Annotated in this window: 18 protein-coding genes; 4 read left to right on the top strand and 14 right to left on the bottom strand. The window is 67.7% G+C overall.

Annotated features, from left to right (window positions below):
• Positions 1-45 precede the first annotated feature (45 nt).
• The 6 genes from EIP75_RS07865 to EIP75_RS07840 form a co-directional block, all read right to left on the bottom strand.
• Complete coding sequence (locus EIP75_RS07865; RefSeq protein WP_158622775.1) at positions 46-546, bottom strand: OB-fold protein; 501 nt, start codon at positions 544-546, stop codon at positions 46-48.
• A 112-nt stretch (positions 547-658) separates the two neighbouring features.
• Entirely contained in the window at positions 659-2,986 is a 2,328-nt protein-coding gene (locus EIP75_RS07860; RefSeq protein ID WP_125242697.1) for a hypothetical protein, read from the bottom strand.
• Positions 2,987-3,126: 140 nt separating this feature from the next.
• Complete coding sequence (locus EIP75_RS07855; protein WP_233584743.1) at positions 3,127-3,888, bottom strand: Crp/Fnr family transcriptional regulator; 762 nt, start codon at positions 3,886-3,888, stop codon at positions 3,127-3,129.
• A gap of 12 nt (positions 3,889-3,900) precedes the next feature.
• On the bottom strand, positions 3,901-5,259 hold the full coding sequence (ccsB, locus tag EIP75_RS07850) for a c-type cytochrome biogenesis protein CcsB (protein ID WP_125242696.1): 1,359 nt from the start codon (positions 5,257-5,259) through the stop codon (positions 3,901-3,903).
• A gap of 1 nt (position 5,260) precedes the next feature.
• On the bottom strand, positions 5,261-7,501 hold the full coding sequence (locus EIP75_RS07845; protein ID WP_233584742.1) for a cytochrome c biogenesis protein ResB: 2,241 nt from the start codon (positions 7,499-7,501) through the stop codon (positions 5,261-5,263).
• A 201-nt stretch (positions 7,502-7,702) separates the two neighbouring features.
• Positions 7,703-8,296 (bottom strand): c-type cytochrome, encoded by a 594-nt coding sequence (locus EIP75_RS07840; RefSeq protein WP_233584741.1) that lies wholly within the window; start codon positions 8,294-8,296, stop codon positions 7,703-7,705.
• A gap of 110 nt (positions 8,297-8,406) precedes the next feature.
• Between EIP75_RS07840 and yihA the strand changes: the two genes are divergently transcribed.
• Positions 8,407-9,270: a ribosome biogenesis GTP-binding protein YihA/YsxC gene (gene yihA, locus EIP75_RS07835; RefSeq protein WP_125242695.1), complete on the top strand. Its 864-nt coding sequence runs from the start codon at positions 8,407-8,409 to the stop codon at positions 9,268-9,270.
• Here yihA and EIP75_RS07830 read toward each other — a convergent pair.
• From EIP75_RS07830 to fba, 6 genes are all read right to left on the bottom strand, one after another.
• Positions 9,251-10,159, bottom strand: a complete 909-nt coding sequence (locus EIP75_RS07830) for a phosphoribosylaminoimidazolesuccinocarboxamide synthase (protein WP_125242694.1) — start codon at positions 10,157-10,159, stop codon at positions 9,251-9,253. The genes yihA and EIP75_RS07830 overlap by 20 nt on opposite strands.
• 90 nt (positions 10,160-10,249) lie before the next feature.
• On the bottom strand, positions 10,250-12,214 hold the full coding sequence (locus EIP75_RS07825) for a PAS domain-containing hybrid sensor histidine kinase/response regulator (RefSeq protein ID WP_125242693.1): 1,965 nt from the start codon (positions 12,212-12,214) through the stop codon (positions 10,250-10,252).
• 45 nt (positions 12,215-12,259) lie between these two features.
• Positions 12,260-13,018, bottom strand: coding sequence for an alpha/beta fold hydrolase (locus EIP75_RS07820; protein ID WP_125242692.1), 759 nt, complete (start codon positions 13,016-13,018; stop codon positions 12,260-12,262).
• Positions 13,019-13,154: 136 nt separating this feature from the next.
• Positions 13,155-15,695 carry a hybrid sensor histidine kinase/response regulator gene (locus tag EIP75_RS24845; RefSeq protein WP_125242691.1) on the bottom strand — a complete coding sequence of 847 codons (2,541 nt, stop codon included), beginning with the start codon at positions 15,693-15,695 and terminating at the stop codon, positions 13,155-13,157.
• Positions 15,696-15,838: 143 nt separating this feature from the next.
• Positions 15,839-16,498: a glutathione S-transferase family protein gene (locus EIP75_RS07810; RefSeq protein WP_125242690.1), complete on the bottom strand. Its 660-nt coding sequence runs from the start codon at positions 16,496-16,498 to the stop codon at positions 15,839-15,841.
• A gap of 851 nt (positions 16,499-17,349) precedes the next feature.
• Positions 17,350-18,414, bottom strand: a complete 1,065-nt coding sequence (fba, locus tag EIP75_RS07805) for a class II fructose-bisphosphate aldolase (protein WP_125242689.1) — start codon at positions 18,412-18,414, stop codon at positions 17,350-17,352.
• Between the two features lie 296 nt (positions 18,415-18,710).
• On the opposite strand from fba, the gene EIP75_RS07800 reads away from it, so the two are divergent.
• Positions 18,711-20,561, top strand: a complete 1,851-nt coding sequence (locus EIP75_RS07800) for an ATP-binding protein (RefSeq protein ID WP_158622774.1) — start codon at positions 18,711-18,713, stop codon at positions 20,559-20,561.
• Positions 20,562-20,571: 10 nt separating this feature from the next.
• On the opposite strand, the gene EIP75_RS07795 is transcribed toward EIP75_RS07800, so the two are convergent.
• Positions 20,572-21,276, bottom strand: coding sequence for an N-acyl amino acid synthase FeeM domain-containing protein (locus tag EIP75_RS07795; RefSeq protein ID WP_125242687.1), 705 nt, complete (start codon positions 21,274-21,276; stop codon positions 20,572-20,574).
• 162 nt (positions 21,277-21,438) lie between these two features.
• Positions 21,439-22,872: a pyruvate kinase gene (gene pyk, locus EIP75_RS07790; RefSeq protein ID WP_125242686.1), complete on the bottom strand. Its 1,434-nt coding sequence runs from the start codon at positions 22,870-22,872 to the stop codon at positions 21,439-21,441.
• A 290-nt stretch (positions 22,873-23,162) separates the two neighbouring features.
• Here pyk and EIP75_RS07785 point away from each other — a divergent pair, with 290 nt between their 5' ends.
• Both EIP75_RS07785 and EIP75_RS07780 read left to right on the top strand, forming a co-directional pair.
• The gene (locus EIP75_RS07785; protein WP_125242685.1) at positions 23,163-24,017 is read left to right on the top strand and encodes an alpha/beta fold hydrolase; all 855 of its coding nucleotides are present in this window, start codon (positions 23,163-23,165) and stop codon (positions 24,015-24,017) included.
• A gap of 23 nt (positions 24,018-24,040) precedes the next feature.
• Complete coding sequence (locus EIP75_RS07780; RefSeq protein WP_125242684.1) at positions 24,041-25,108, top strand: helix-turn-helix transcriptional regulator; 1,068 nt, start codon at positions 24,041-24,043, stop codon at positions 25,106-25,108.
• The last annotated feature ends 76 nt before the right edge of the window (positions 25,109-25,184 follow it).

Here is a 25,184-nt window from a genome sequence, read left to right as displayed (position 1 = left end):
AACCTTTACGTCAAACGGTGAGCGAAAGAAGGATTGAAACTGAACTCAATCTTTCACCGCCCTGCAGTCTGCCAGCAAAGGCTCGCCCATCAGCAGGCCCTGGTTCGCACAATCGAGCACCACGGCCCTGCCCGCCTGCCAATCGCGGACACGGGCGGTGTCGCTGGCGGCCATCACGGCCCGCGCGGGCGGCAGATCGGGGCCGGCGTCCAGGCTGAGCATCACCAGGCCGCCCTGACCCGTCTCCACCGCGGTCACCGTGCCCTGCAGGCCCAGCCGCTTGCCGGCATGCTTCGCATGGGAACGGCCACCGCTGTCTCGGTAGTCGGCCATCAGCCCGGCGGGTGACACGGCCGAGGCGGCGTCGGCCACGGGCGGCGGCATCACGACGGGCGCCGAGGGCGTCGCGGCCTGCAGCCCGGACGCGGCATGATCGACGGGCGAGCCAGGCACCGCATCGCCGTCGCCGCCCCAGCCCCGCCATGCCAGCACGATGGCCACCAACAACGGCACCAGCGTCATCGCCCAAAAGAGGGGGCGCCTCATGGCCGCGCCTTTCGTGCCCGCCATGCCATGCCGCTTGCCGCCATGGAAAAAGCCGCCGGAGGGCATCCGGCGGCGAACAGAACGTCGTGCAACGCCTGAGGAGAAAACACGCTCACAGTGTCAGCAAGTACTGGACCAGATTCGACACGTCGTTCGATGACTTCGCGCACCAGGGATGGGGCGAGGCGGGCAGGCCGATGGGGCCGGGTGCACCGATCTCGGGCCCGAACTCGCGGCGCAGCTTCTGGTAGTCCCAGTAGTAGTGGCCGGTGTCCCAGGGCACGCTCACGAAGTACTTGTGGCGCTCGACGAACAGGTTGCGTGCGTCCGAGGTGGTGTCGAAGATGTTTTTCTTCTTGGCCTTGTAGACACGGAAGACATCGCCCTTGCGGTTCAGGTCCGGGAACACGGCCGGCTGGTCTGGCGATCCCAAGGCGGGGCGCGCCGGCGCATGCAGCGTGTAGTACTGGTTGTACAGGGCCGAGCCCTCGGTGCAGCGCGCCGGGCTCACCAGGTCTTCCAGGTTGCGCACGTGGCCATCGGTCAGCAGGCCGCGCGACTGCACCCAGTACAGGTTGCGCAGGAAGGTCACGCGGATCGACTGCTGCTTGTACTGGAAATCCGACGGCGCGAAGAAGCGGCCCACTTCGCTGAGCGGCATCATCTTCTCGTTGGTGTTCGCGCCCAGCTTGTCCGAGTGGCACGAGGCGCAGGCCTGGTCGAAGGCCGCCTTGCCCTGCGCCACCGCGCCCGCCACACGCGGGTACTGCTGCCAGGTCTTCTGCACGAAGGCGCCTTCGGTGGTGGCGCTGCTGCCCGTCTGCGACAACTTGCCGTTGGCCTTGAGCCAGCGGAACAGGCCCACATTGCGCAGGTCGTCGTCGTCCTGGTCCAGCACCGACATGTAGGCCGTGAGGGCCTTGAGCGACTTCTGGTCCATCGAGCCCATGGCGCCTTCGGGCTCCTGCGCATGCACGTACGAGCCTTCGAAGCCCACGTAGGACTCGGTGTGCGACAGCGAGCGGCGGATCGGCAGGTGGTTGGTGACGTTGGGGATCACCATCGGCGCGAACACATAGTCGTTGTCGTACTGCGTGCCTTCGCCGGCCTTGCGCGTGAGCGTCGATTCGGTGGCGCCGCCGGGCATCAGGTACAGCAGCGGCGTCTTGTCCACCTTCTTGGTGCCGGTGGACCAGCTCGGGCCCGGCTCGTTGTCGACGATGTAGGCGAAGGTGGCGGTGGTGTCCGTGGTCTTGTCGCCCAGCACCGTCCAGCGCTGTGTCCACAGCGGGTTGGGCAGGCCCGGGAACACCTTGGTGATGCTGCCCGATCCCTTGCCATAGCTGATCTTGTAGCCATGGCACGAGGCGCAGTTGAAGCCGATCCACTTGCCGCGGCCCAGCAGCGGGTGCGATGACTCGGCATAGCGGTAGCCCACCCAGCCGCTGTTGCTGGTCTTGCCGGCGGTCAGCTGCTTGTCGACCAGCAGGAAGCCGGGGATGGGGCTCTCCTGCGGGTAGGGATCGAAGCTCACATCGGCGATGGCTTCATCGGGCACCTGGCCGGCCACCGTCTTGTGCGCACCGAACAGCAGGGTCGGGTCGGCCGCCTTGCGGGTGTACGGGTCGATGGCCTTGCCCGAGAAGATCTTGTCCCAGTCCAGGCTCTTGAACTTGTGGGCCACGCCCAGGCCGTAGTCGTACGACCAGAAGATCTGCCGGCCCAGCTTCACCATTTCGGCAAAGCTGGCGTTGTTCACGTTGACGTTGATCGGCGCGATGGCGCGGGTGTCGTCCGTCAGGGTCGAGACGATGTCGCAGTTGGGGTTGGCCGGCGCCTCCAGGCGCTGCAGCTGCGCGTCGATCACGTTGTGCGGCTGGCCGGGCTTGCGAAGCGAGAGGTGGTAGCCGGTGCGCTTTTGCACCTGCAGCTTCAAGGGCCCCTTGCTGGCATGCGCCGGCACGCGGAACTCGACCTGGCTGTCGCTCCAGGCCAGCACGTCCTTGGGCCACTGGCTGGTCACCTTGCCGGTCTCGTAGTTGGCGCTGGCCAGGATGTCGAGCTTCTGCTCGTACATGGTGAGGTCGGTCTCCAGCACGCGGCTGTTGCCGACCATGATCTTGCTGAAGTCGATGTCGGTGCCCGCGCCGAAGCCGCTGCCCTTGAGCGTGACGGTGTCGCCCGGCTTGAGCGTGGGTGTGGCGTTGCTGCCGGCCGTCCACACCAGCGCACCGTTGACCAGCATCTGCTGCACCACCGGCTGCGCGAAGTTCTGCGCCGAGGCGGCGCGCTGCTGCTCGCGCGCCCCATTGAAGCTGCAGACCACCTCCTGGTCGGGGAAGTTGGGCGCGGCGTGCGCGCACAGGGCCTGGACGGCCAGGGCGAGCAGCCCCAGGCGGGGAAGGTGTCTGGCGGGGGTGGCCAGGGGGATGGTGGTCATGGGCGGTCTCCTGCGGACGCGCCGGTCGTGTCTGCCGGCGTGCTCGCATGATCCGTTTTGCCCTGAACCGAAGCTGTCGGCCGCCCGACAGACCAGGGAAACACCTCAGAGGGTGGACCCGTGGGTGCGCGCAGCAGCCGTCAGGAACGCGCCACGGGTTGCATCTGCCCCAGGATGCGCTTTTCGGTGCTCGACAGGCCGGCCACGCTCATCAGCTTGTCCATGTCCAGCACCTCGATGCGGCCGTAGGCCACCTGCAGCACGCCCTGGTCCTGCAAGCCCTGCAGCACCTGGTTGGTGGTCTGGCGCGACAGCGACAGCATCATACCCAGCTGCGACTGGCTGATGGGCACCACGCAGGGCCCTTCATGCGTCAGCGTCGAGGTCTGCGCCAGCAGCAGCAGGCGCCGCGCCAGGCGGCCCTCGGCGGGCAGCAGCGCCAGGTCTTCCATGCCGATGAAGGCCAGGCGCAGCTTGAGCGCCATCAACACGCCGAACTCGCGCCAGAACAGCGGCACCCGCGCCAGCAGCTCGTGCAGGCTGGCCAGCGGCACGTGCAGCAGGCGCGTGGCGCCTTCGGCCACCACGTTGTGCGTGCGCGGCAGGTTGTCGAACAGCGCGATCTCGCCGATCCAGCTGGGCGGCTCGGCCATGGCCAGGATGGCTTCCTTGCCGGCCTCGGTCACGCCCGAGATGCGCAGCGAGCCTTCCAGCACCGCGTACAGCCCGTCAGGTGGGCTGCCGCGCAGGAACAGGGCCTCGCCCGAACGCAGGCGGCGCGGCGTGGCCAGTTGCAGCAAGGCGGTTTCCAGCTCGGGCGGCAGGCTGCCGAACCACGGGTCCTTGCGCAGCAGGGCGCGCACTTCAGGCGTGATCCAGGATGAAGGGGCGAGGTCGTTCAAGGCTGGCACACCTCAGAGCTGCCCGTAGCTGTGCAGGCCCGACAGGAACATGTTCACGCCCAGGAAGGCGAAGGTGGTCACCACCAGGCCCACCAGCGACCACCAGGCCGCGAAGGTGCCGCGCAGGCCTTTCATCAGGCGCATGTGCAGCCAGGCGGCGTAGTTCAGCCAGACGATCAGGGCCCAGGTCTCTTTCGGGTCCCAGCTCCAGTAGCCGCCCCAGGCCTCGGCGGCCCAGAAGGCGCCCAGGATGGTGGCGATGGTGAAGAAGGCGAAGCCCACGGCGATGGCCTTGTACATCACGTCGTCGGCCACCTCGGGGCTCGGCGTGCGGGGGTTGATCCAGCCGCGCGCGGCGATCACCACGATGAAGAAGGCCAGCAGCACGCCGATCATGCGCAGGCTCTTGGCCACCGCGCCGAAGGTGTCGGGCTGCAGATCGCCCAGCAGCGCAAAGCCCAGCAGCGGCAGCGCGATCAGCACGCCCGGCACGCCCACCAGGCCCACCCACAGCGCGCGCGGCGTGGCGGTCTTGAGCAGGTAGGCCAGGGCCACCATGGCCGCGAGGGCGAAGGTGCCATAGCCCACGAAGTTGGCCGGCACGTGGATCTTCATCCACCAGCTCTGCAGCGCAGGCACCAGGGGCTGGATCTCATGGGCGTTGCGTGTCAGCGCATACCAGAGCAGGAAGCCCACGGCCGCGCTGACCACCAGCATCACGAAGGCACCCAGGCCGCCCAGCGGCTGGCCGGCCTTGCGGTAGCGGTCTTCGTAGTACAGCCAGAACAGCGTGGTCATCCACGAGAACAGCACGAACACCTCGTACAGGTTGCTCACCGGGATGTGGCCGATGTCGGGTGCGATCTGGTGGCTCTCGAACCAGCGCACCAGCGTCCCCACCAGGGCCATGAACACCCCGGCCCAGGCCAGCTTGCTGCCCAGCAAGGTGGGCGTGTCGCGGCGCAGCACCAGGCCGGACCAGTAGAAGGCCGTGCTCATGAACAACAGCAGGCTCATCCACAAAATGGCGCTCTGGCTGGACAGCATGTACTTGAGCCAGAACACCTGCTCGCCCTGGGCCAGGTCGACGCCGAAATCATCTGTGGCCCGCAGGTACAGCGCCATGGCCGCGCCCGAGGTCAGCGCCACCAGCAGCATCAGGGGGCGCAGCGGCGCCCAGAACCAGCCCAGCGCGATGGCCGCCGGCACCGCACAGGCCGCGATGCCCTTCTCGTAGACGTCCATCGAGGCGCCATAGCGCTGGAATCCCCAGACAGCCCCCAGCAGCACCAGGGCGGCAAAGACCCAGTCGAAGGCGGTGCGCCGCGTGGGGGCGGGCGCGGCGGGCAGGCGGTGGGCGGTCGTTGTCATGTCAGATGACCTCGCGGTGATCGGCCGGGGACGGCGTGGAAGGCTGGGCCGCGGGCAGCAAAGTCTGCCTCAGGCGCTCGAACTCGGCATCGGTGTCCAGGGTCTGCCGGGTGGACGACAGCGCCAGCGTGAGCGCGGTCTGGCCGGGCTGGGCCTCATCGGCCCGCACCCAGACCCACACGCGGCGCTCGCGCACATACAGCATGGAGAACACGCCCACGATCAGCAAGACACAGCCCAGGTAGACCACGTTGCGGCCCGGGGTGCGCGTGACCTGGAACACGCTGGCCTGGCGGTGCTCGAAGCTCGAGGGCAGCAGGATGAACGGCGCCGGGTAGGCGTTCGCATCCGACAGCGACAGCACCGCCTGCGTCATGAAGGCCGAGGTGGCTGGCTCGTCGGGCGACAGGGGCTTGAGCCCATCGTGCTCGCGCACCACGTTGAGCAGCTCGAACAAGGTGCCGTTGAGGATGCGGATCAGGGTGGCCGACGCACGCTCGCGTTCGGGCTCGGGCACGGCCTTCTCCACAAAATCCGACAGGGCCTGAAAGCCTGCGGTGGGCTCGGGCGGCGGCGCACCATCGGCACGGGCCGGGTCTACCACGTTGTGCACGCCGGCATACAGCTCCAGCACCCGCTGCGAGGACAGCGCCAGCTGGTCCACCAGCTCGCTGCGCTCGCCCTGGGGCACGCCGCGCGTGGAAAAGCGCTGCACGGCCTGCTGGCGCATGGCCGGGTCGGCCAGGGCCTCGCGCAGGCGCAGCCAGCCGGTCAGCTGCATCTGGTCATCGGCGGGCACGCGCAGGAAGCGGAAGGGCTCCGACGGTGCACTGCGCACACCCAGCAGGAACAGCGGCTGGCCACCGATGTTCACAGGAACCATGTAGTTCTGGTACTCACGCGCCTGGCCGGCGGCATCGCGCAGCTTGTAGGTCACGGAGGGGCCGATGTTGGTCAGCTTTCGGTCGGCCGCGCTCTTGTGGTCCGAGCCCAACTGGCGCCCGAGCTCCTGGAAGTTCACGCCACGCGCATCGGTCGATCCGCCGCCCGCTGTGGCGGGCTCGTCGCTGCGGGCGCCATCGGCCTGGGCCAGGTCTTCCACATTGATCGGCCGCAGGCCCGTGACCTCCACACTCAGCGATTCGCGCGGACTGAGCGAAGGCGGCACGGCCAGGGAGCCGCCGCCCACGGTGCCCTTGAACAGCTCGCTGGCCTGCACGCGCTGGCCATACAGCGGATAGGGCTTGAGCTCCACGCTGGAGCCGCCATCCTCGAAGCTGGACTGGAAAATCGTGACGCCGTCGTAGACGAAGGGCTTGTTGACCTCCACCGTGGCCGCGTGCACGGACTTGTCGCGAGGGTCATGCACCACGATCTCGCTGGCGAAGCGCTTGGGCATGCCGGTGTCGTAGTACTCGACGATGAACTTGCGCAGCTCCACCTCGAAGGGCAGCGGCTGCACCAGCATGCCCTGCTCCAGGTTCAGCACGGCCGCACCCGAGCGCTGGCCTTCAGGCACGAACAACTGCGCCCGGTAGGCCGGGTTGTCCACGCCCAGGCTGTTGCGCGGGCCGGGGTTGCCGCTCTTGAAGGGCTCCAGGCCCTGCCACCAGGCCTGGGTCTTGGTGACCATCTCGCCATCGAACAGGCCACCCAGGCACACCAGCACGATGGCCGAGTGCGCGGCGATGTAGCCCAGCTTGTTGGCCCGCCCCTGACGCGCCGCGATCATGGTGCCGGGCACATCACCGGCGCCCGTGCCGCCCAGGCGGTCCTGCGTCTTGACCTGCCAGCCCAGGCCGGCCAGCAGCGCCAGCACCTGATCCCGCACAGCGGCGGGCTCACCTTCGACCGCGCCATGCGCCTTGTGGTGGAAGGCGTCCAGCGCCTTCACGCGCACGCCTTCCTTGTAGGTGCGCAGGTCGGCCAGGATCTTGGGCACATTGCGCGCGATGCACAGGCTGGTCGACACCACCAGGAAGGCCAGGATCACCAGGAACCACGGCGAGCTGTAGATGTGGAACAGCCCCAGCGCGCCGAACACCTCGGCCCAGTACGGCCCGAAGGCATCCACGTAGCTGACCAGGGGCTGGCCTTGCTGCAGCACCGTGCCGATGGCCGAGGCGATGCAGATCACCGTCAGCAGCGCGATCGCGAAGCGCATCGAGGCCAGCAGTTCCAGCGCATCGGCGCGGGCGGAACGGGCCGGCAGGGGCGGCAGGGAATCAACAGCGGCGGTCATGGGGCGGGGCAAAGGGGACAGCGGGCACTGTAGGAGTGTGCCCGCCATCGCGACCGTCGTTCATGCGACGGATCAAGGGAAAACACGGGGCGGAGTTTCCCACGGCGTGGGCGCGCGCACCCCGGGTTATTGCCCAGTTGCCTTAAAAGGAGGCACACCCGCCCCCTGGTGCTGCGGCCACTGCTGCGGCCAGGTCGTCGGTCAGCGCAGGCCGGCGATGTAGTCGGCCAGTGCGGTGATTTCCTTGTCGCTCAGGTTGGCCGAGATCGTGACCATGGGCGCGCTGTTGTGGCGGTCGCCCTGGCGGAACCCGGTCAGCTGTGCCTTGGTGTAGTCGGCGTGCTGGCCGCCCAGGCGCGGGTACTGGGCCGGGATGCCGGCTCCGTTGGGGCTGTGGCAACCCGCGCAGGCGGGCACGCCCTTGGCGGCGATGCCCCCACGGTAGATCTTCTCGCCCAGGCCGACCAGATCCTTGTTGGTGGCGAAGCCGTCCTTGGCCTTCTTGCCCGCGTAGAAGGCGGCCACGTTGCGGATGTCGGCCTCGCTCAGCGGCGCCGCCATGCCCTGCATCACGGCGTTCTTGCGTTTGCCGGATTTGAAGTCTTCGAGCTGCTTGGCCAGGTACTGCGGGTGCTGGCCCTGCAGGATCGGGTTGGCGGCCAGGCCCCGGGAGCCATCTGCCGAATGGCAGGCGGCGCACACCTGGGTGGCCTTGGCTTCGCCAGCGGCCAGGTCGGGCTTGGCGGCCTTGGGTGTTTCAGCGGCGTATGCCAGCCCCGACAGGGTGGCGGTCATGGCAACTGCGGCAATCAGGGGAGTAAAGCGCATGAGCATGATTTGATCAGTGGGGGTGATCGGGGCATTGAGGAATGTCAACACCGCTTCGAGGGATTCTACAATGTCCCATGAATCGAGCATCCCATCCGGCCTCCAAGCGCGCACCGCGTCCCGTCCACAAGACACCACAGGCCCCGCGCAGGGGCCCGGCCACCCCTGGCGAGCTCGCCCTGGCCTGGGCTCACAGCGCCCGTTTCTACATCACGGCCGCCAAGATCGACCAGCTGCCGTTCAACGAGCTGCCGGAAGTGGCCTTCGTGGGCCGCTCCAACGCGGGCAAGTCCACCGCCATCAACACCCTGGCCCAGCAGCGCCAGCTGGCCTACGCCTCCAAGAAGCCCGGGCGCACCCAGCACATCAACCTGTTCCGGGTCGGGTCCATGGACGCGGCCGACATGCTCTGGGCCGACCTGCCCGGCTACGGCTATGCCGCGGTCGAGCGCGCGGCCAAGATCCGCTGGCAGCAGGTGATGGCCAATTACCTGGAGATCCGCCGCAGCCTGTCCGGCGTGGTGCAGATGATCGACTCGCGCCACGGCTTCACCGAGCTGGACAGGCAACTGCTGGAGTTCGTGGCGCCGCGCGTGCGCAACGGCGAGGTCAAGCTGCTGGTGCTGCTGACCAAGGCCGACAAGCTCAACCGCAAGGAATCGACCGAGGCCCTGCGCCAGGCACAAGAGGTGCTGGGCGAGCTGAGCACCGAAGAATCGGACATCAGCGTCACGCTGTTCTCGGCGCTCAAGAAGGTCGGCGTGGCCGATGTGGCCGAGATCCTGAAGAGCTGGGCCGCGCCGCCGGAGCTGGCCCAGGCCCTGGCCGCCGCACACCGTCAGGCCGCCGCCGAGCGGGACGCTGAGGGCCCCTATGGCGACGGAGGCGCCGCCGACAACGGCGACGGCCCGGACGACGAGGTCAGCCCAGCAGGCGCGTGAGCGCTTCCTGGTACTTGGCCGCCGTCTTCTCGATCACATCCTGGGGCAGGGCCGGCGAAGGCGCGGTCTTGTCCCAGGGCTGGCCGTTCACGGTGGCCTGTTCCAGCCAGTCGCGCACGAACTGCTTGTCGTAGCTGGGCGGGTTGGCGCCGGCCTTGAAGGCGGCCTCGTAGCCCTCCACCGGCCAGAAGCGCGATGAATCGGGCGTCAGCACCTCGTCCATCACGGTCAGGGTGCCCTGCTCGTCCAGGCCGAACTCGAACTTGGTGTCCGCGATGATGATGCCCTTGGTCAGCGCGTAGTCGGCGGCCGTCTTGTACAGCTTGATGGCCAGCGCACGCACCTGCTCGGCCAGATCGGCACCGATGATCTCGACCATCTTGTCGTAGCTGATGTTCTCGTCGTGGTCGCCCACGTCGGCCTTGGTGGCCGGGGTGAAGATGGGCTCGGGCAGCTTGCTGGCGTTCTGCAGGCCGGCCGGCAGCTTCACGCCACAGACCTCGCCGTTGTGCTGGTACTCCTTCCAGCCGCTGCCGGCCAGGTAGCCGCGCACCACGGCCTCGACGGGCAGGGGCTTGAGCTTCTTGACCAGCATGGCGCGGCCCTCGACCTGGGCGCGCTCCTCGGGCTTGACCGCGCTGACAGGGTCGTCCCCGGTCAGGTGGTTGGGGGCGACATCCTTCAGCAGCTCGAACCAGAACAGCGCCATCTTCGTCAGCAGCGCGCCCTTGCCCGGGATGGGCTCGCCCATGATCACGTCGAAGGCGCTGATGCGGTCGGAGGCCACCATCAGGATGCGGTCGTGGCCGACGGCGTAGTTGTCGCGCACCTTGCCGCGGGCAAGCAGGGGCAGGGATTGCAGGCTGGAGGTGTGCAGGGCGGAAGTCATGTCGGCGCGGCGGAAAAATCGGATGGACGGCCCGCCCCGGCCGCGGCCGGCCCGCGCAATGCCTGCGCCAGGGCCGGCGCACCAGGGCGCTCAGACCGCCATTGTGCCGCTAGCCGCCCGGCTGCGGCGCAACAGACCGTCCAGGCCGGGCAGCACCTGCGGCAGGTCCAGGGGCTTGGTCCAGTAATCCGCGAAGCCGGCGCCCCGGGCCTGCGCCACATGCTCGGCCACGGCATCGGCCGACACGGCCACGGCCGGCACCCGCGACCAGGCCGGCTTGCCGGGGGCCGGATCGTCCAGCAACTGCCGCAGGCTGTCGAGCAGCTGGCGCCCATCCATGTCGGGCAGCTGCATGTCCAGCAGCAGCAGATCGGGCTGGAAATCGCGCGCCACGGACAGCGCGCGGCAGGCCGTGTCCACCACCAGCAGGCGGTAGCTGGGCCGCAGTGCGAACAGCGAGACCATCAGCTCGGCATTCATGGGGTTGTCTTCCACGTACAGCACGCGGGCCTCGGGCAGGTCATCCGCCGCTTCGAGCACCAAAGGCTGCAGGCGCGCGCCACCGGCCAGCGGGTCGGCGGCCAGACCCGGCGTGCCGGCGCGCAGCAGCAGGCCGAAACAGGCCCCCTGCCCCGGCGTGCTGTTGACCAGCATGCGCCCGCCCATCAGCTCGACCAGGCCGCGCGTGATCACCAGGCCCAGGCCGTGGCCTTCGGTCTGCGTGCGCTCGGCGCCCAGGCGGTTGAAGGGCTGGAACAGCTGAGTCTGCTGCTCGGGGCTCAGGCCCGGCCCCTGGTCGCTCACCATCAACCGTGTCCAAGGCCCCTCGGCCGCCGCGTACACCCGCACCAGCCCGCCTTGCGGCCCGTACTTGATCGCATTGCTCAGCAGGTTGGTCAGCACCTGGGCCAGGCGCTGGGGATCGGCCCGGGCCACGCACTCCGCCGCCACGTCCAGCTGCACCGTCACGCCGCGGCGCGCGGCCATCGGCTCGATCAGCGCAGACACCTCGCGCACCACCGCCGCCACGTCCACGTCGCCCATGTCCACGCGCACGCCACCCGCCTCGATGCGGGCGATGTCCAGCACCTCGTTGATCAGCCCCAGCAGCGCCTGGCCGGCGGATTCGATGCACAGGGCACGTCGGCGCTGGGATTCATCCAGCGGCGCACGCGGGTCCATCAGCAGGATCTGCGCAAAACCCAGGATGCCGTTGAGCGGCGTGCGCAACTCGTGGCTCACGCGGGCCAGGAACTCGCTTTTCGCCCGGCTGGCGCGCTCGGCCGCATCCTTGTCACGGCGCACGGCCTCCATGGTCTTGCGCTCGGTCGCATCGAAGGTGTAGCCATGCCACGAGATGCCGCCATCGCTGTCGAGCTGCGGCGTGGCATGGGTCTCGCGCCACTGCACCCCACCCGGCAGGCTGACGCGGTACTCCATGTGCCAGGGCTCCAGCCGGTCGGCCGACTGCTGCAGGGCCATCAGCACGGCCTGGATGTCGTCGGCATGGATGGTGGCCAGCACATGGTTGGCACTGGCCGCGGCCTCGCGCGGGGCCACCCCGAACAAGCCCCGCAGCGCATCGCTGGCGTACCGAAAGCGCAGCTCGCCATCGGGTTCTCGCCGCAGATGGAACAGCAGGCCGGGCACCTGCTCGGCCGCGCGCTTGGCGTGCAGCAGTTGGTCTTCGAGGCGGCGCTGCTCGCGCAGACGGAACACGGCGCAGCGCACCACGGCGCGCCCGTCGGATTCGACCACGCGCGACACGTTGACCAGGGTGTCGATGCCATGGCCGTCGACGGTGCGCATGGGCAGGGCGATCTCGTCGACGTGGCCCTGCAGCTTGAGCAAGGGAAACAGGTAGGTGTGGAACAGCAGGCGCGAGGCCGGCGGCAGCAGCTCATCGACATGGCGCCCGGCCAGGTCGGCCCGCTCGCCGCCCATCATCTCCACCATGGCGCGGTTCGCCGCCAGGATGCGTCCGTCGTCCAGCAGGGCCAGTGCCCCGCAGGGCACCTCGTGCATCGTCATCAGCATCTCCTGGAGACAGCTCATGGTCCTCCCCCTGGGGCTCTTGGGCCCGGATGCCGCCTGGGCGGCTCAATGCACCAGCAGATGGTCGCGGATGGCGGTGATGGTGTCGTCTGGATGGCTCAGGTGCGGGCAGTGTCCCGCCTCGGGCAGCACCTGCAGGGCGCTGCCGGGCATGTGTTCATGCATGTAGTGCCCGACATCGGGTGGCGTGAGCACATCGCGCCCACCCTGCAGGATCACCGAGGGCACCTGCACCTTGCACAGCTCGGCGCGGTGGTCGGCCAGCAGCACGCGTTCAGCGAAGTGGCGGCAGATGGCGGGGTCTCCCGTGCCAACCCTGGGCGCGAGGGTCTCGGCCCAGGCCCCGGCGTTGCGCTCCATCAGGTTGAGCAGGCCCGCGATGTCTTCGCGCTCGAAGCCCCCGTGGTAGCCAGGACGGTCGTTCAGATAGCGCGGAGAAGGCTCCACCAGCACGAGCTGCGCGAACACATCGGGGCGGCGCAAGGAAGCCAGCAGGCCGATCACACCGCCGATGGCATGCCCCACCAGCGTGACGCGTGACAGCGCCAGCGCGTCGCACACATCGAGCAGATCCTGCACATAGCCGGCCAGCGTGTGGTAACGCTCCGGCGTCCAGGCCTGGAGGTCGGAGTGGCCGCAGCCCACGTAATCAAAGAGCACCACGCGGTGATCGCGGGCGAAATCCTGGGCCACATGGCGCCAGCTGTGCTGGTCGTTGCCGAAACCATGTGCAAACAACACCGTCCTGCCACTACTTGCACCTTGCATCGTCACGTTGTTGCGACGGCAGATGTCCTGGGCCATGGGGAGCCTCCGTGTGTCGTTGGCGGGCCTTGCTCAAACGTACATCGGCGGTCCGCTGGGATGTGAAATTTGATGATAGTGCAAATAACAACCTGACGTCTACAGGGTCAATGCACGCTGGCGATGCGGCCGATGCTCAAACCGCGCCGAGCCGCATCAACAGCTGTTGACGCACCTGACCGAACAGGGTAATGGCCCTGTCCACGTGCACGCGCCAGGGCGGTTCCTGCCCATCGGCTTGCGTACCTTCCGCCCCCTCCACATGCACGCACAGGCGGTGCAACTGGGCTGCCCCCAATTCGCCACTGGTGGACTTCAACGCGTGGAAATGCCGGCGCAGGGCCGCCACGTCATCGGCCTCGGCCGCCTCGCGCGCCTGGGCCAGCAACTCGGCCGTGTCGGTCAGGAACATGCGCACCAGCTCGTCCACCTTGTCGCGCCCGATCAAGCGGTCAAGCAACTGCAGCTTGCGTTCGTCCAGCACGGCGGCGGCCTCATCCGGTGGCCTGGAGCCTGCCAAAGATGGCACCGGCAGCATGCAGGCCAAGGCTGGCGTTGATGTGCCCGCCCCAGCCTGCTGGCGCGGTGTCTGCCGTCGCTGCCAGGCCTGCTGCAGCGCGTTGGACAACTGCTCGAACACGACGGGCTTGGTCAGGTAGTCGTCCATGCCCGCGTCCAGGCAGGCCTGGCGCGCTTCGGCCAGCGCGTGTGCGCTCAGGCCGATCACCTGCGGTTGCTCGTCCACCGGGCGCTGGCGCAAGGCGCGTGTTGCATCCATGCCGTCCATCTCGGGCATCTGCACGTCCATCAGCACCACGTCGTAACGCACGCGGGCAGCGGCCTCCACGGCCTCCAGGCCGTTGGCCACCACGTCGGCGGCGTAGCCCAACTTGTCGAGCAACAGCCGGATCACGCGCTGGTTGACCAGGTTGTCCTCCGCCACCAGCAGGCGCAGCGGATAGCGGTCACCCAGAGGCGACTCGTCCATCAGCGGCGCGGGCGCAGAGTCTTCGCCGACCAGGGTGCGCAGCAGCGCATCGCGCAGCAGGTCCTGCTTGATCGGCTTGGTGATGACGGCCTGGAAACGCGCCTGGGTGCGCGGCACGGTCGCGGGGCTCAGCAGGATCAGCGGCAGCTCCTGGGCCGAGGGCATGGCCCGGATGGCCCCGGCCAGCTGCACGCCATTGATCTCGGGCATCAGGTAATCGATCAAGGCCACATCGAAAGGCACGCCCCCGGCCAGCAGCTGCAGCGCCTGCAGGCTGCCTTCGCAGGTGTGGGACGACATTCCCCACGACGCCAGCATCTGCTGCAGGATGCGGGCACTGGAGGCGTTGTCGTCGACCACCAGCACACGCTTGCCCGCCAGGGGCGACGCCTCCGGCGCGACGTCAGGCTCTGCCACACCGGGCAGCGGCAGCCGCGCCTGGAAATGCGCCCCCTGGCCCGGCACGCTGTCCACGCGCAGGTGCCCGCCCATCAGTTCCACCAGGCGGCGCGTGATGGCCAGCCCCAGGCCGGTGCCGCCGTACACCCGGGTGGTCGAGGTGTCGGCCTGGCCAAAGGCCTGGAACAGGCGGCCGATCTGCTCGCGCGAGATGCCGATGCCCGTGTCGCGCACCGAGAACTCCAGCACCCCGGGCGTATCGGACGCGGCCCGCACACTCACCACCACCTCGCCCTGCGGCGTGAACTTCACGGCGTTGTCCACCAGGTTGATCACCACCTGGCGCAGCCGCGACACATCGCCCACCACCCGCCGCGGCACGCCTGGCGCGATGTCCAGCAGCAGTTCGAGGTCCTTCTGCGTGGCCCGGCCCGAGACCAGGTCCAGCACCCCCTCCATGCAGTCGGCCAGGTCGAAGGGCTGGCGCTCCAGCGTCAGCTTGCCGGCCTCGATCTTGGAAAAATCCAGGATGTCGTTGATGATGGTGAGCAGGTGGTCGCCGCAGCTGCGGATGGTCTCGACGAACTCGCGCTGCTGCACCGACAGCTCGGTGCCCATCAGCAGGGTGGTCATGCCGATCACGGCATTCATGGGCGTGCGGATCTCGTGGCTCATGTTGGCCAGGAACTCCGTCTTGGCCCGCGCCACGCTGCGCACATCGTCTTCCCATTGCCGGCGCAAGCGGGTCAGCTCATTCTGATGGTCGGTGACCGGCTCACTCAGCGCCAGCAGCAGCCCTCCTACCTGGCCCAGGCGCTCCGGCACCGGGCTGATGGCCAGGGTGTGCAGCGGAGAGCCCTGCACGGCGCCGTCGACTTGGCCTGGCACCACGGGGGGCTCGAAGGACGAGACCACACAGCCTCGCCCGCCCCAGGCCTGCTCCATCGCGTCCTCGACACGGGGCCAGATGGCCTGCCAATCGTCGATCAGCAAGCGGCCCATGGCCGGTGCGGGCTCACGGCCTTGCCGGCGCCAATGCAGGCGGAACCAGGCTTCATTCGGGATCTGCACGAGCTGCGGGCCCCAGGCCAGCAACATGGGCACGGGGGCGGCCATCACCATCGCGACGGCGGTGCACAGGGACTCCGACCAGTCGCGCTGGGGCCCTAGCGGCGTGGCGGCCCAGTCCAGGCTCTTCAGCGCCCGGCCCATGTCCCCCGCCTCTGGCAGCCAGGCCGGAAGGGCATCGAACGGCACGACGGGGGGTACAGCTGCCTGGATGGGCTCCATGGCGGCTCCTGAGAAGAACGCGTTTGTGGCCTGATTCTATTGAAGTCGGCGGCGCGTGCCCGCCGGGCCTGCGCTGTTTCGCATGTCAGGCGGCACCTACCCCACTCAAGGGACTTCCAGCAGCGCCCCAGCCCACAGTCTTGTCAAGCGCCCTTCATGCGCGCCTGATCGGCCTTGCGATCGGCCGCCACCTGCTGGGCCGTCGGGCGCTGTTCGATCAGCTTCACGTACGCCTTCCAGTCGATGCCCGCGGCCATCACCAGGTCCTCGCCCAGCACCAGCTTGGACGCCAGCCCGGCCAGCGGCAGGTGCACATAGGCACTGCAATCCGCGATCGTGAAGGTGTCGCCCGCGACGTACGGGCCGAAGACCACCAGGCGCTTGAAAGCCGCCAAGTGCTTCTCCAGATCGGCACGCACACGGGCCACGTACTTCTCGGGCAACGCGGCCCCGAAGAAGGCCTGCGGGTAGAGCTGGCGGGCGCACAGTTCCACGTGCAGCTCCAGGAAGGTGTTGATCTCACGCACTTTGGCGGCCTGGAACGGATCGGCGGGGATCAGGGCGGTATCGGGCCAGCGGGCCTCGATGTAGTCCAGGATGACCTGGCTTTCGCACAGGCTGCCCTGCTCCGTCTCGATCCAGGGCACCTTGCCCAAAGGCGACATGGCCAGCATCTCGTCGGTCTTGGGACCCATCTGGGGCACGCGCACTTCTTCGAAGGCGATGCCTTTTTCCAGCAGGGCCAGCTTGACCTTGTTGTAGTAGTTGGACAAAGGGAAGCCGTAGAGCTTGAGGGTGGCCATGGATGGGTCTCCGGTCGTGTGGGATGTGGTTTTGGCGATCAGGGATGGCGGGCCACAGGATAGGTCAAGCGAATGGTGCCTGGGGCGGGCATTTTCCTTGGCCTGAGGTGGGCTGGCGTTTTGGCGTGAAAGCGCGGGGCGGGGTCTGAGGGGTGTTCAGGCCGAGCTTCAATGTTGGCGGTCCCGCCTTCGGCGTGACTGCTCTCCGCCTGCTCGTACGGGACAGGTGGCTGCGCAACTCGGCCCTGCGGGCCTCAAACATGCTCGCCATCCCCTCGCTTCGCGAGGGGCAGACCTGTCCCTCCCTGCGCGCCTCCGACGCCAACAAGGCGCCCGGCCTGAACACCCCTCAGCCCTTTGATGCCCCGCTAACCGCATGCAGAGGGTCTTGTTCTTTGCCTCGCAAGGTCTGGCGCTTGCCCAAATGCCCAAGGCTCGACTGTTCCATTCGCGCAGAAGGCGGCACGCCACGGCCGTCTCCGCACGCTATCAGCGGGGTGAAAAAGGGATGTGGGGGCAGGCGGCCGGGCGCCTTGTTGGCGCCGAGCAGCACAGCTGCGAGGTGGGCATGTGCGCAGCACATGCTTCGTGAACTGACTGGCCGCACCTGTTTGAACGCAGCGGCCAAGGGCCGCGGAGTGAGTTGTGCGGCCCCACCTCGCCGCGAGCAGCACAGGGCAGTCACGCCGACGGCGGGACCGCCAACATTGAAGTCCGGACGGCTGCCACCACATCCCGCACCCCGCGTTGCCACGACAAAGCGCTCCACCGCAAGCAAGCAGCACACACAAAAAAACCGGCGAGGCCTAAAAGCACACGCCGGTTCCTGCAGATGCAGGCCAGAAGGTGGATCAGGCCACCACTTGGGCCAGCTTGCCGCTGGCGTACTGGGCTGCGATCTCGGTCAGGTCGATCGGCTTGATCTTGCCGGCCTGGCCTTCGCATCCGAACTCCAGATAACGCTGCTTGCAGACCAGCTTGGCCGCCTCACGCGCCGGCTTGAGCCACTCGCGGGCGTCGAACTTGTCGGGGTTCTCGGCCAGGAACTTGCGCACCGCGCCCGTCATCGCCAGGCGGATGTCGGTGTCGATGTTGATCTTGCGCACGCCATGCTTGATGGCTTCCTGGATCTCCTCGACCGGCACGCCGTAGGTTTCCTTCATCTTGCCGCCGTACTGGTTGATGATGGCCAGCAGCTCGGCCGGCACCGACGACGAGCCGTGCATCACCAGGTGGGTGTTGGGAATGCGCTTGTGGATTTCCTTGACGCGCGAGATCGCCAGGATGTCGCCCGTGGGCTTGCGGCTGAACTTGTAGGCGCCGTGGCTGGTGCCGATGGCGATCGCCAGGGCGTCCAGCTGGGTTTCACGCACGAACACGGCGGCTTCTTCCGGGTCGGTCAGCATCTGGCTGTGGTCCAGCTTGCCTTCGGCGCCGATGCCGTCTTCCTCGCCAGCTTCACCGGTTTCCAGGTTGCCCAGACAGCCCAGCTCGCCTTCCACGGTCACGCCGACCTTGTGGGCCAGTTGCACCACCTTGCGGGTCACGTCCACGTTGTAGGCGAAATCGGCCGGGGTCTTGCCGTCTTCCTTCAGCGAGCCGTCCATCATCACCGAGCCGAAGCCCAGGTTGATGGCGCCCTGGCACACGCCGGGCGAGGTGCCATGGTCCTGGTGCATGACCAGGGGGATGTGCGGGAAGGCCTCGACGGCCGCCTGGATCAGGTGCTTGATGAACGGCTCGCCGGCGTACTTGCGGGCACCGGCGCTGGCCTGCAGGATGACCGGCGCACCCACCTCGTCGGCGGCAGCCATCACGGCCTGGACCTGCTCCAGGTTGTTGACGTTGAAGGCCGGAATGCCGTAGCCGTGCTCGGCGGCATGGTCCAGCAGTTGGCGCATTGAAACGAGTGCCATGGCAGATCCCCAGAGGAAGTGGAAAGGATTGAACTGCGGGCGATTTTACCGATGCTGCGGCCCCGGACCTGCTGGCCCCCCCTTGATCCGGCGGGCGAGCGGGGCCATCGGGCTGCCAGGGCTGGCACAACCGCGTTGTGATGCCACCGCGATACACATTCCCCGGGGCGCCCGCGGATTTGAATATGGCCGGCCAACAGCCGGTATTTCTTGTGGAGAATGTCACGCGTCTGGCGACACAATTCAAGAGGCTCATTTTTCAAGGACCGGAATTGTCCGTGGTGAGCCGTCACGCTATGAGCCATCCATCCGCCTCCGGGCAGTACCCGCCGGTCGACACCGTCGTCCGGCGCCAGATCAGGGCCGAACAGTTGCGGATGCTGTTCAGCCATACCGCCGCCGCCACCCTGGTGGCCACGGCATTTGCCGTGCTGCTGGCCGTGTACGCCGCCCAGCACGTCGATCCCCAGATGGTGCACCTGTGGCTGGGCCTCAAGATCGCGGCGGCCCTGCCGCGCATCGTGCAGGAGCAGCTCTTTCGAACCCGCAAGGCCCGCCCCAACCGCCGCTGGTACAACTGGGCGGTGATGCTGATCCTGCTGGACGGCGTCTGCTGGGGCCTGGCAGGGGTGATGCTGCTGCCGCCCAACAACGACCTGGCCCTCACCGTGATCGGCGCCAGCCTGATGGGCGTGGCGGCCGTGGCCACCTTCACTCTGCACGCCAACTGGCTGGCCAACGTGGCCTACTGCGTGCCGATGGTGCTGCCCATGGCCTTCCACCTGCTGTTGCGCGGCGACGCCTTCGGCCTGTATGGGGGCACGGCCCTGCTGGCCTTCATGGCGGGTCTGCTGATCGTGGCCCGGCGCGCCCAGCGCACGGTGCTGGAGCTGCTGTGGCACCGCTTCCTGATCGACCGCATCGTGTCCGACAAGGAGGCCGCGCTGGATGACGCCGAGCGCCAGAACCTGATCAAGAGCCAGTTCGTCGCCACCATGAGCCACGAGCTGCGCACGCCGCTGCACGGCATCCTCGGCCTCACCCGCATGCTGCTCGACAGCGTGCCCGACCTGGGGCACCGCAAGCAGCTGGGCCTGGTGCAACGCTCGGGCGAGCACCTGCTCACCATCATCAACCACATCCTCGATTTCTCGCGCATCGAGGCCGGCCACCTCAGCATCGACCACCGTGCCTTCGACCTCGACGCGCTGCTCGAGGACGTGATCAGCCTGACCGGCGTTTCCGCCGAGAACAAGGGCCTGATCCTGTACGACCACATCCAGCTGCCCAAGCCGTGCTGGGTCGCTGGTGATGGCCCCAAGGTCCGGCAGGTGCTGCTCAACCTGGTCGGCAACGCGATCAAGTTCACCGACAAGGGCCGCATCGAGGTGCGCGCCCAGCGGCGGGCAAGCGACGGCATCATCGTCGTGCAGGTGGTCGATTCGGGCATCGGCATCGCGCCGGATGACCTGCAGCGCATCTTCGACCCCTACCGCCAGGCCGACGCGGCCGTGGGCAACGCCGTGGGCGGCACCGGCCTGGGCCTGACCATCTCGCGCGAGATCAGCCGCGCCATGGGCGGTGACATCACCTGCAGCAGCCGCGTGGGCCACGGCTCCACCTTCGAGTTCACCGTGCTGCTGCCCGGCGTGGCGGCTCCGGCCTCGCCCGAGCCTCCCGCCGTGCCAGCCTGGGAAGCCTCACGCCCCATGAGCTTCGACGACGAGTTGCCCATGCGCCTGCGGGGCCACGTGCTGCTGGCCGAGGACAACGAGGTCAACGCCCTGATCGTGGAGACGCAACTGCGCCGCATGGGCCTCACAGTGGAGCAGGTGCGGGATGGCCAGGAGGCTTTCGAGCGCCTGACCTCCCCCACCGCCCGACGCCCCGACCTCGTGCTGATGGATTGCCAGATGCCCCGCATGGACGGCTTCGAGGCCACCCGCCGCCTGCGCCAGCACGAAAGCGATCAGCAACTGCCCCGTCTGCCCGTGGTGGCCCTGACGGCCAGCGCCATGGCCGAGGACAGCGAGCGCTGCCTGAACGCCGGCATGGACGCCCACCTGCCCAAGCCCTTCCACGACACGCAGCTCACGGCGGTGCTGGCGCACCACCTGCGCTCCACACGCTCCGCCATCGTGATGTGATGGGCTGACCTCAGGTTCGAAACACCTGGATGTCCGGGTGGTAGGTGCGCCCCATGAACTCGTACAGCGGGTGGCGCATGTCGAACCAGGTGCGCTCTGCCGCCAGCACGTCAAACATCAGGATGGAGTGCGGAATATTGTCCGCATAACTCAAGGGCACCCATTGCTCTTCACCGCCATCAGGCGCGTGAAACCCAAGAGATTTGTATATCTCGTTCAATGGTTTGCGGGCCGCCACCCAGATGTATTGCACCTGGTGGGCATAACAATACAGGTACATCGCCTTGAAAAGGCCGAGGCGCACCGTGGTCTTGTTATAGCCCGGCTTGATCGAGAATCTGCACAACTCGACCAGCAGGTTTTCCTGCAGGCGCTTGGGTATATCCACCACGCCCTGGATGGGCAGGGGCTCCTGGATATTGGAATGGATGCGCAAGGTGCCGACCACCTCGCCCGTGGCCTTGTCCTGTGCCATCAGGATGGTGGTGCCTCGGGCCTTGTCGCTGGGTTCCGGCACGCTCAGGGCCCGGCCGAATTCCGGCATCCGCTTGCCGTAGGCCAGGGCGCGCAGATCGCACACCTCCTGCAAATGGGCTTCCGTGCGCACCACCCTCACCACAAAGGGCAGGGTATTGGCCGAAATGGTGGGGGAATCGGCCAAGGCCTCATGTTCTTCCCACTCAGAATCTCGAACGGTATTTAACGCGTACAGCATTTGACCACCCTGCAAACAACAGATTGGCGATACGCGGAATTGACGCCGTCAGGCATGTCCATGCAGTTTCGCCATGGAAAAATTCTGACACGCTTGATCCATCCTGGAAACACAGAACCCCTCAGGTGAGGGGTTCAGATTGCGGGTTCGTGGGATTGCCAATCAGGCCATCACTTCACACACCTTGAGCATGTTGGTGCCGCCCGGGTAGCCCATCGGCTCGCCACAGGTGATGGCATAGGTGTCCCCCGGGCGCAGCACGCCGCGCTCCACCAGGATCTTCTCGGCCTGGCGCAACGCCTCGTCGCGGTCCGTGAAGCTGGGCACCAGCAAGGGCTGCACATTGCGGTACAGCGCCATCTTGCACAGCGAGATCGGCTGCGCCGTCAGGCCGAAGATGGGCACGTGGATGCGGCGGCGACTCATCCACAGCGCAGTCGAACCCGATTCGGTCAGCGCGATGATGGCCTTGCAGCCCAGGTGGTAGGCCGTGAACAGCGCGCCCATCGCGATCGACTGGTCGATGCGCTCGAAGCGCTTGTTGGTGAAGTCGGCGTCCAGCGTCACCTCTTCAGCGCGCTCGGCTTCCAGCGCCACGGCGGCCATGTGCTCCACCGTCTCGACCGGGTACTTGCCGGCGGCCGTCTCGGCGCTCAACATCACGGCGTCGGTGCCGTCCAGCACCGCGTTGGCCACGTCCGACACCTCCGCGCGCGTGGGCACGGGGTTCACGATCATCGACTCCATCATCTGCGTGGCCGTGATCACCACCTTGTCCATCTCGCGGGCCAGCTTGATCATGCGCTTTTGCAGCGCCGGCACGGCGGCATTGCCCACCTCCACGGCCAGGTCGCCACGGGCCACCATGATGCCGTCCGAGGCGCGCAGGATGCTCTCCAGGTTGGGGATGGCCTCGGTGCGCTCGATCTTGGCGATCATGGCCGGGCGGTGCTTCCACTGCTCGCCCGCCACGTTGGCCAGCTGGCGCGCCATCTCCATGTCGGTCGCGTTCTTCGGGAAGGACACGGCGATGTAGTCGCACTGGAAGCTCGCCGCCGTCTTGATGTCCTCCATGTCCTTGGCCGTCAACGCGGGGGCGGTCAGGCCGCCTCCCTGCTTGTTGATGCCCTTGTTGTTGGACAGCTCGCCACCCAGCTTGACCAGGGTATGCACGGCCTCGCCGCGCACGGCTTCCACGGTCAGCACGATCAGGCCGTCGTTGAGCAGCAGCACGTCGCCCGGCTTCACGTCGCGCGGCAGCTCCTTGTAGTCCAGGCCCACGCCCGCGATGTCGCCCAGGGCGGTGCGGCTGGCGTCCAGCACGAAGGGCTGCCCGGGCTCGAGCATCACGCGCCCTTCGGCGAACTTGCCCACGCGGATCTTCGGCCCCTGCAGGTCGGCCATGATGGCCACCACCTTGCCCACCTTGCGGGCGATCTCGCGCACCAGGTGGGCGCGGTCGATGTGGTCCTGCGCCTGGCCATGCGAGAAGTTCAGCCGCACCACGTCCACCCCGGCAATCAGGATGCGCTCGAGCATCTCGGGTGACGAGGACGCGGGTCCCAGGGTGGCGACGATCTTGGTGGCACGGGGCATGTCTTGTGTTCCTCAGGTCGGCAAGGGCCGGTCAGGCTAGTTTCACATCAAAAAACGACGTTTGATCCATCAAGCAGCCTCCCCCTTCGGGATGTTTGCCACATTTCGGGCAGGGCCTGCACCGCCAGCCGGCCTGTCGCAGAATGACAGCTTCGGCACACGGACCACAGCGGTCGCGCCGCAAGGCCCTCCCGACAACACCACGCCGGACCTTGGTGGGCCTGGCAGATCTTCAGATCCCGCCCGGTCTGCCGTCAATGCATCATCGACACCTTCGCGCCCGGTCTGCCATGAACGCCGCCTCCCCGGCCCCCACCATCGTTTTCTCGCACGCCAACAGCTTCCCTGCCGGCACCTACGAAGCCCTGTTCGAACAATGGCGGGCCCAGGGCTACCGGGTGCAGGCCGTCGAGCGCTTCGGCCATGACCCGCGCTACCCCGTCACCCGTGACTGGCCCCACCTCGTGCGCCACCTGCACGATGTCATCCGCGACGACATCGGCCACCCCGTCTACCTCGTCGGCCACTCGCTGGGCGGCTACCTCAGCATGATGCTGGCCTGCCGTCACCCGCAACTGGCGCGCGGCGTGGTGGTGCTCGATTCGCCCCTGCTGCACGGCTGGAAAGCCGATTCCATCGGCATGGTCAAGGCCCTGGGCCTGATGCCCGTCGTGATGCCGTCGCGCATCGCGGCGCAACGCCGCCACCTGTGGGCCAGTGCCGGCGAGGCGCGCGATCACTTCCAGGCCAAGCCCAAGTTCGCAGCCTTTCACCCGCGCGTGCTGGCCGATTACCTGCGCCACGGCATCGAGGCGCCGCAGCTCGGCCAGCCCCACACCCTGCGCTTCCAGCGCGAGGTCGAGACCCACATCTACAACACCATGCCGCACCGCCTCACCCGCGAAATGCAGCGCCACCCACTGCAGTGCCCCATCGCCTTCATCGGCGGCACCCGCTCGCGTGAGCTGAGGCGCGTGGGCCTGGGCGGCATCCACCGCGTCGTCGGCCCCCGCCTGTCGTGGATCCAGGGCAGCCACCTCTACCCGTTCGAGCGCCCTGACGAAACCGCGCAGACCGTGCTGCACTGGCTGCGACAATTCGGCCAAGCGCATGAGCAACCCGCCGGGTTGCCCGTGCCCGCCTGAGCCGCTCTTTCCATCGCCACACCGTGGACGACGCCCCCACCTCCGACGACACGCCCATCCCCTTCGTCACCGTGACCAACTGGTCGCGGGCGGCAGCGTTGTGCGGCTTCAACATCGGCCCCCTGCTGCGCGAAGTCGGCATCGACACCGACCTGCTGGACCCGGAAGCCTCCGTCATCAGCGTGCAGGCCATGCGCATCCTGATGGAGCGCTGCGTCGAGGAAACCCGGCGCCATGCGCCGCACATGCATTTCCCGGTGACGCTGGGTGAGACCTTCGCCTTCGACTACCTGTCCGACCTCGAAACCTTCATCACGACCAGCCCCACCCTGCGCGAAGCCGTCCCCGCCCTGCAATGGCTGCGCCCGCTGCTCAATCCCTTCATCCAGTGGGACCTGCAGGAGCACGGCGACCAAGCCCGCCTGCGCATGGACTTCCACCACGCCGAAGCCCAGCCGGCCACCACCTGGGCCTTCGCCGAATCCATCTTCGTCACCCTGTGCAAGTTCACGCGGCAGATGGTGGGCGTGCCGCTGTGGCAGAGCGAACTCACCTTGCGCCACCCCCCTCAGCAAGGCAGCGAACGCCTTGCCAGCGCCATCGGCGGGCCGGTGCGCTTCGAGCAGCCAGTCAATGCGCTGTGGTTCGACCGGGCCCTGCTGGACATGCCCTTGCGGGGCGCCCTGCCTTCTCTGCACGAAACCGCCGCCAGGCGCGTCGCCCAGCAAGTCGCTCAAAAAGACGCCAGTGTCGGCACGCCGCCCGAGCACGCCAGCCTGCACGCGCAAATCGATGCCCTGCTGCGCCACCAGCCGGCCCTGCTCGGTGAAGGGCTGGACGCCCTGGCCCAGGCACTGGGCCTGCACAGCCGTACCCTGCAGCGCCGCCTGCGGGACGAAGACGCCAGCCACTCCGCCATCGTCGCCCGGGTGCGCCATGACCTGGCCCGCCAATGGCTGACCGATCCCGCCTTGAGCATCGAAGACATCAGCGAGCGCCTGGGCTTCACCGACCGGCGCAGCTTCACCCAGGCCTTCAACAAGTGGCAGGGCCAGTCGCCCAGCGAGTTCCGCCGCCAGGGTAATCCCTGAAGGCATTCTGTCGCGATTTCTTCCGCCCTGTCGTGGTGCTGCATTGCGGCCCCGGCCCATGCTGCCTAAAGTGCGG

The organism is Aquabacterium soli (assembly GCF_003933735.1).
Taxonomy (GTDB): domain Bacteria; phylum Pseudomonadota; class Gammaproteobacteria; order Burkholderiales; family Burkholderiaceae_C; genus Aquabacterium; species Aquabacterium soli.
This window is presented reverse-complemented; position numbering and strand designations above follow the sequence as displayed.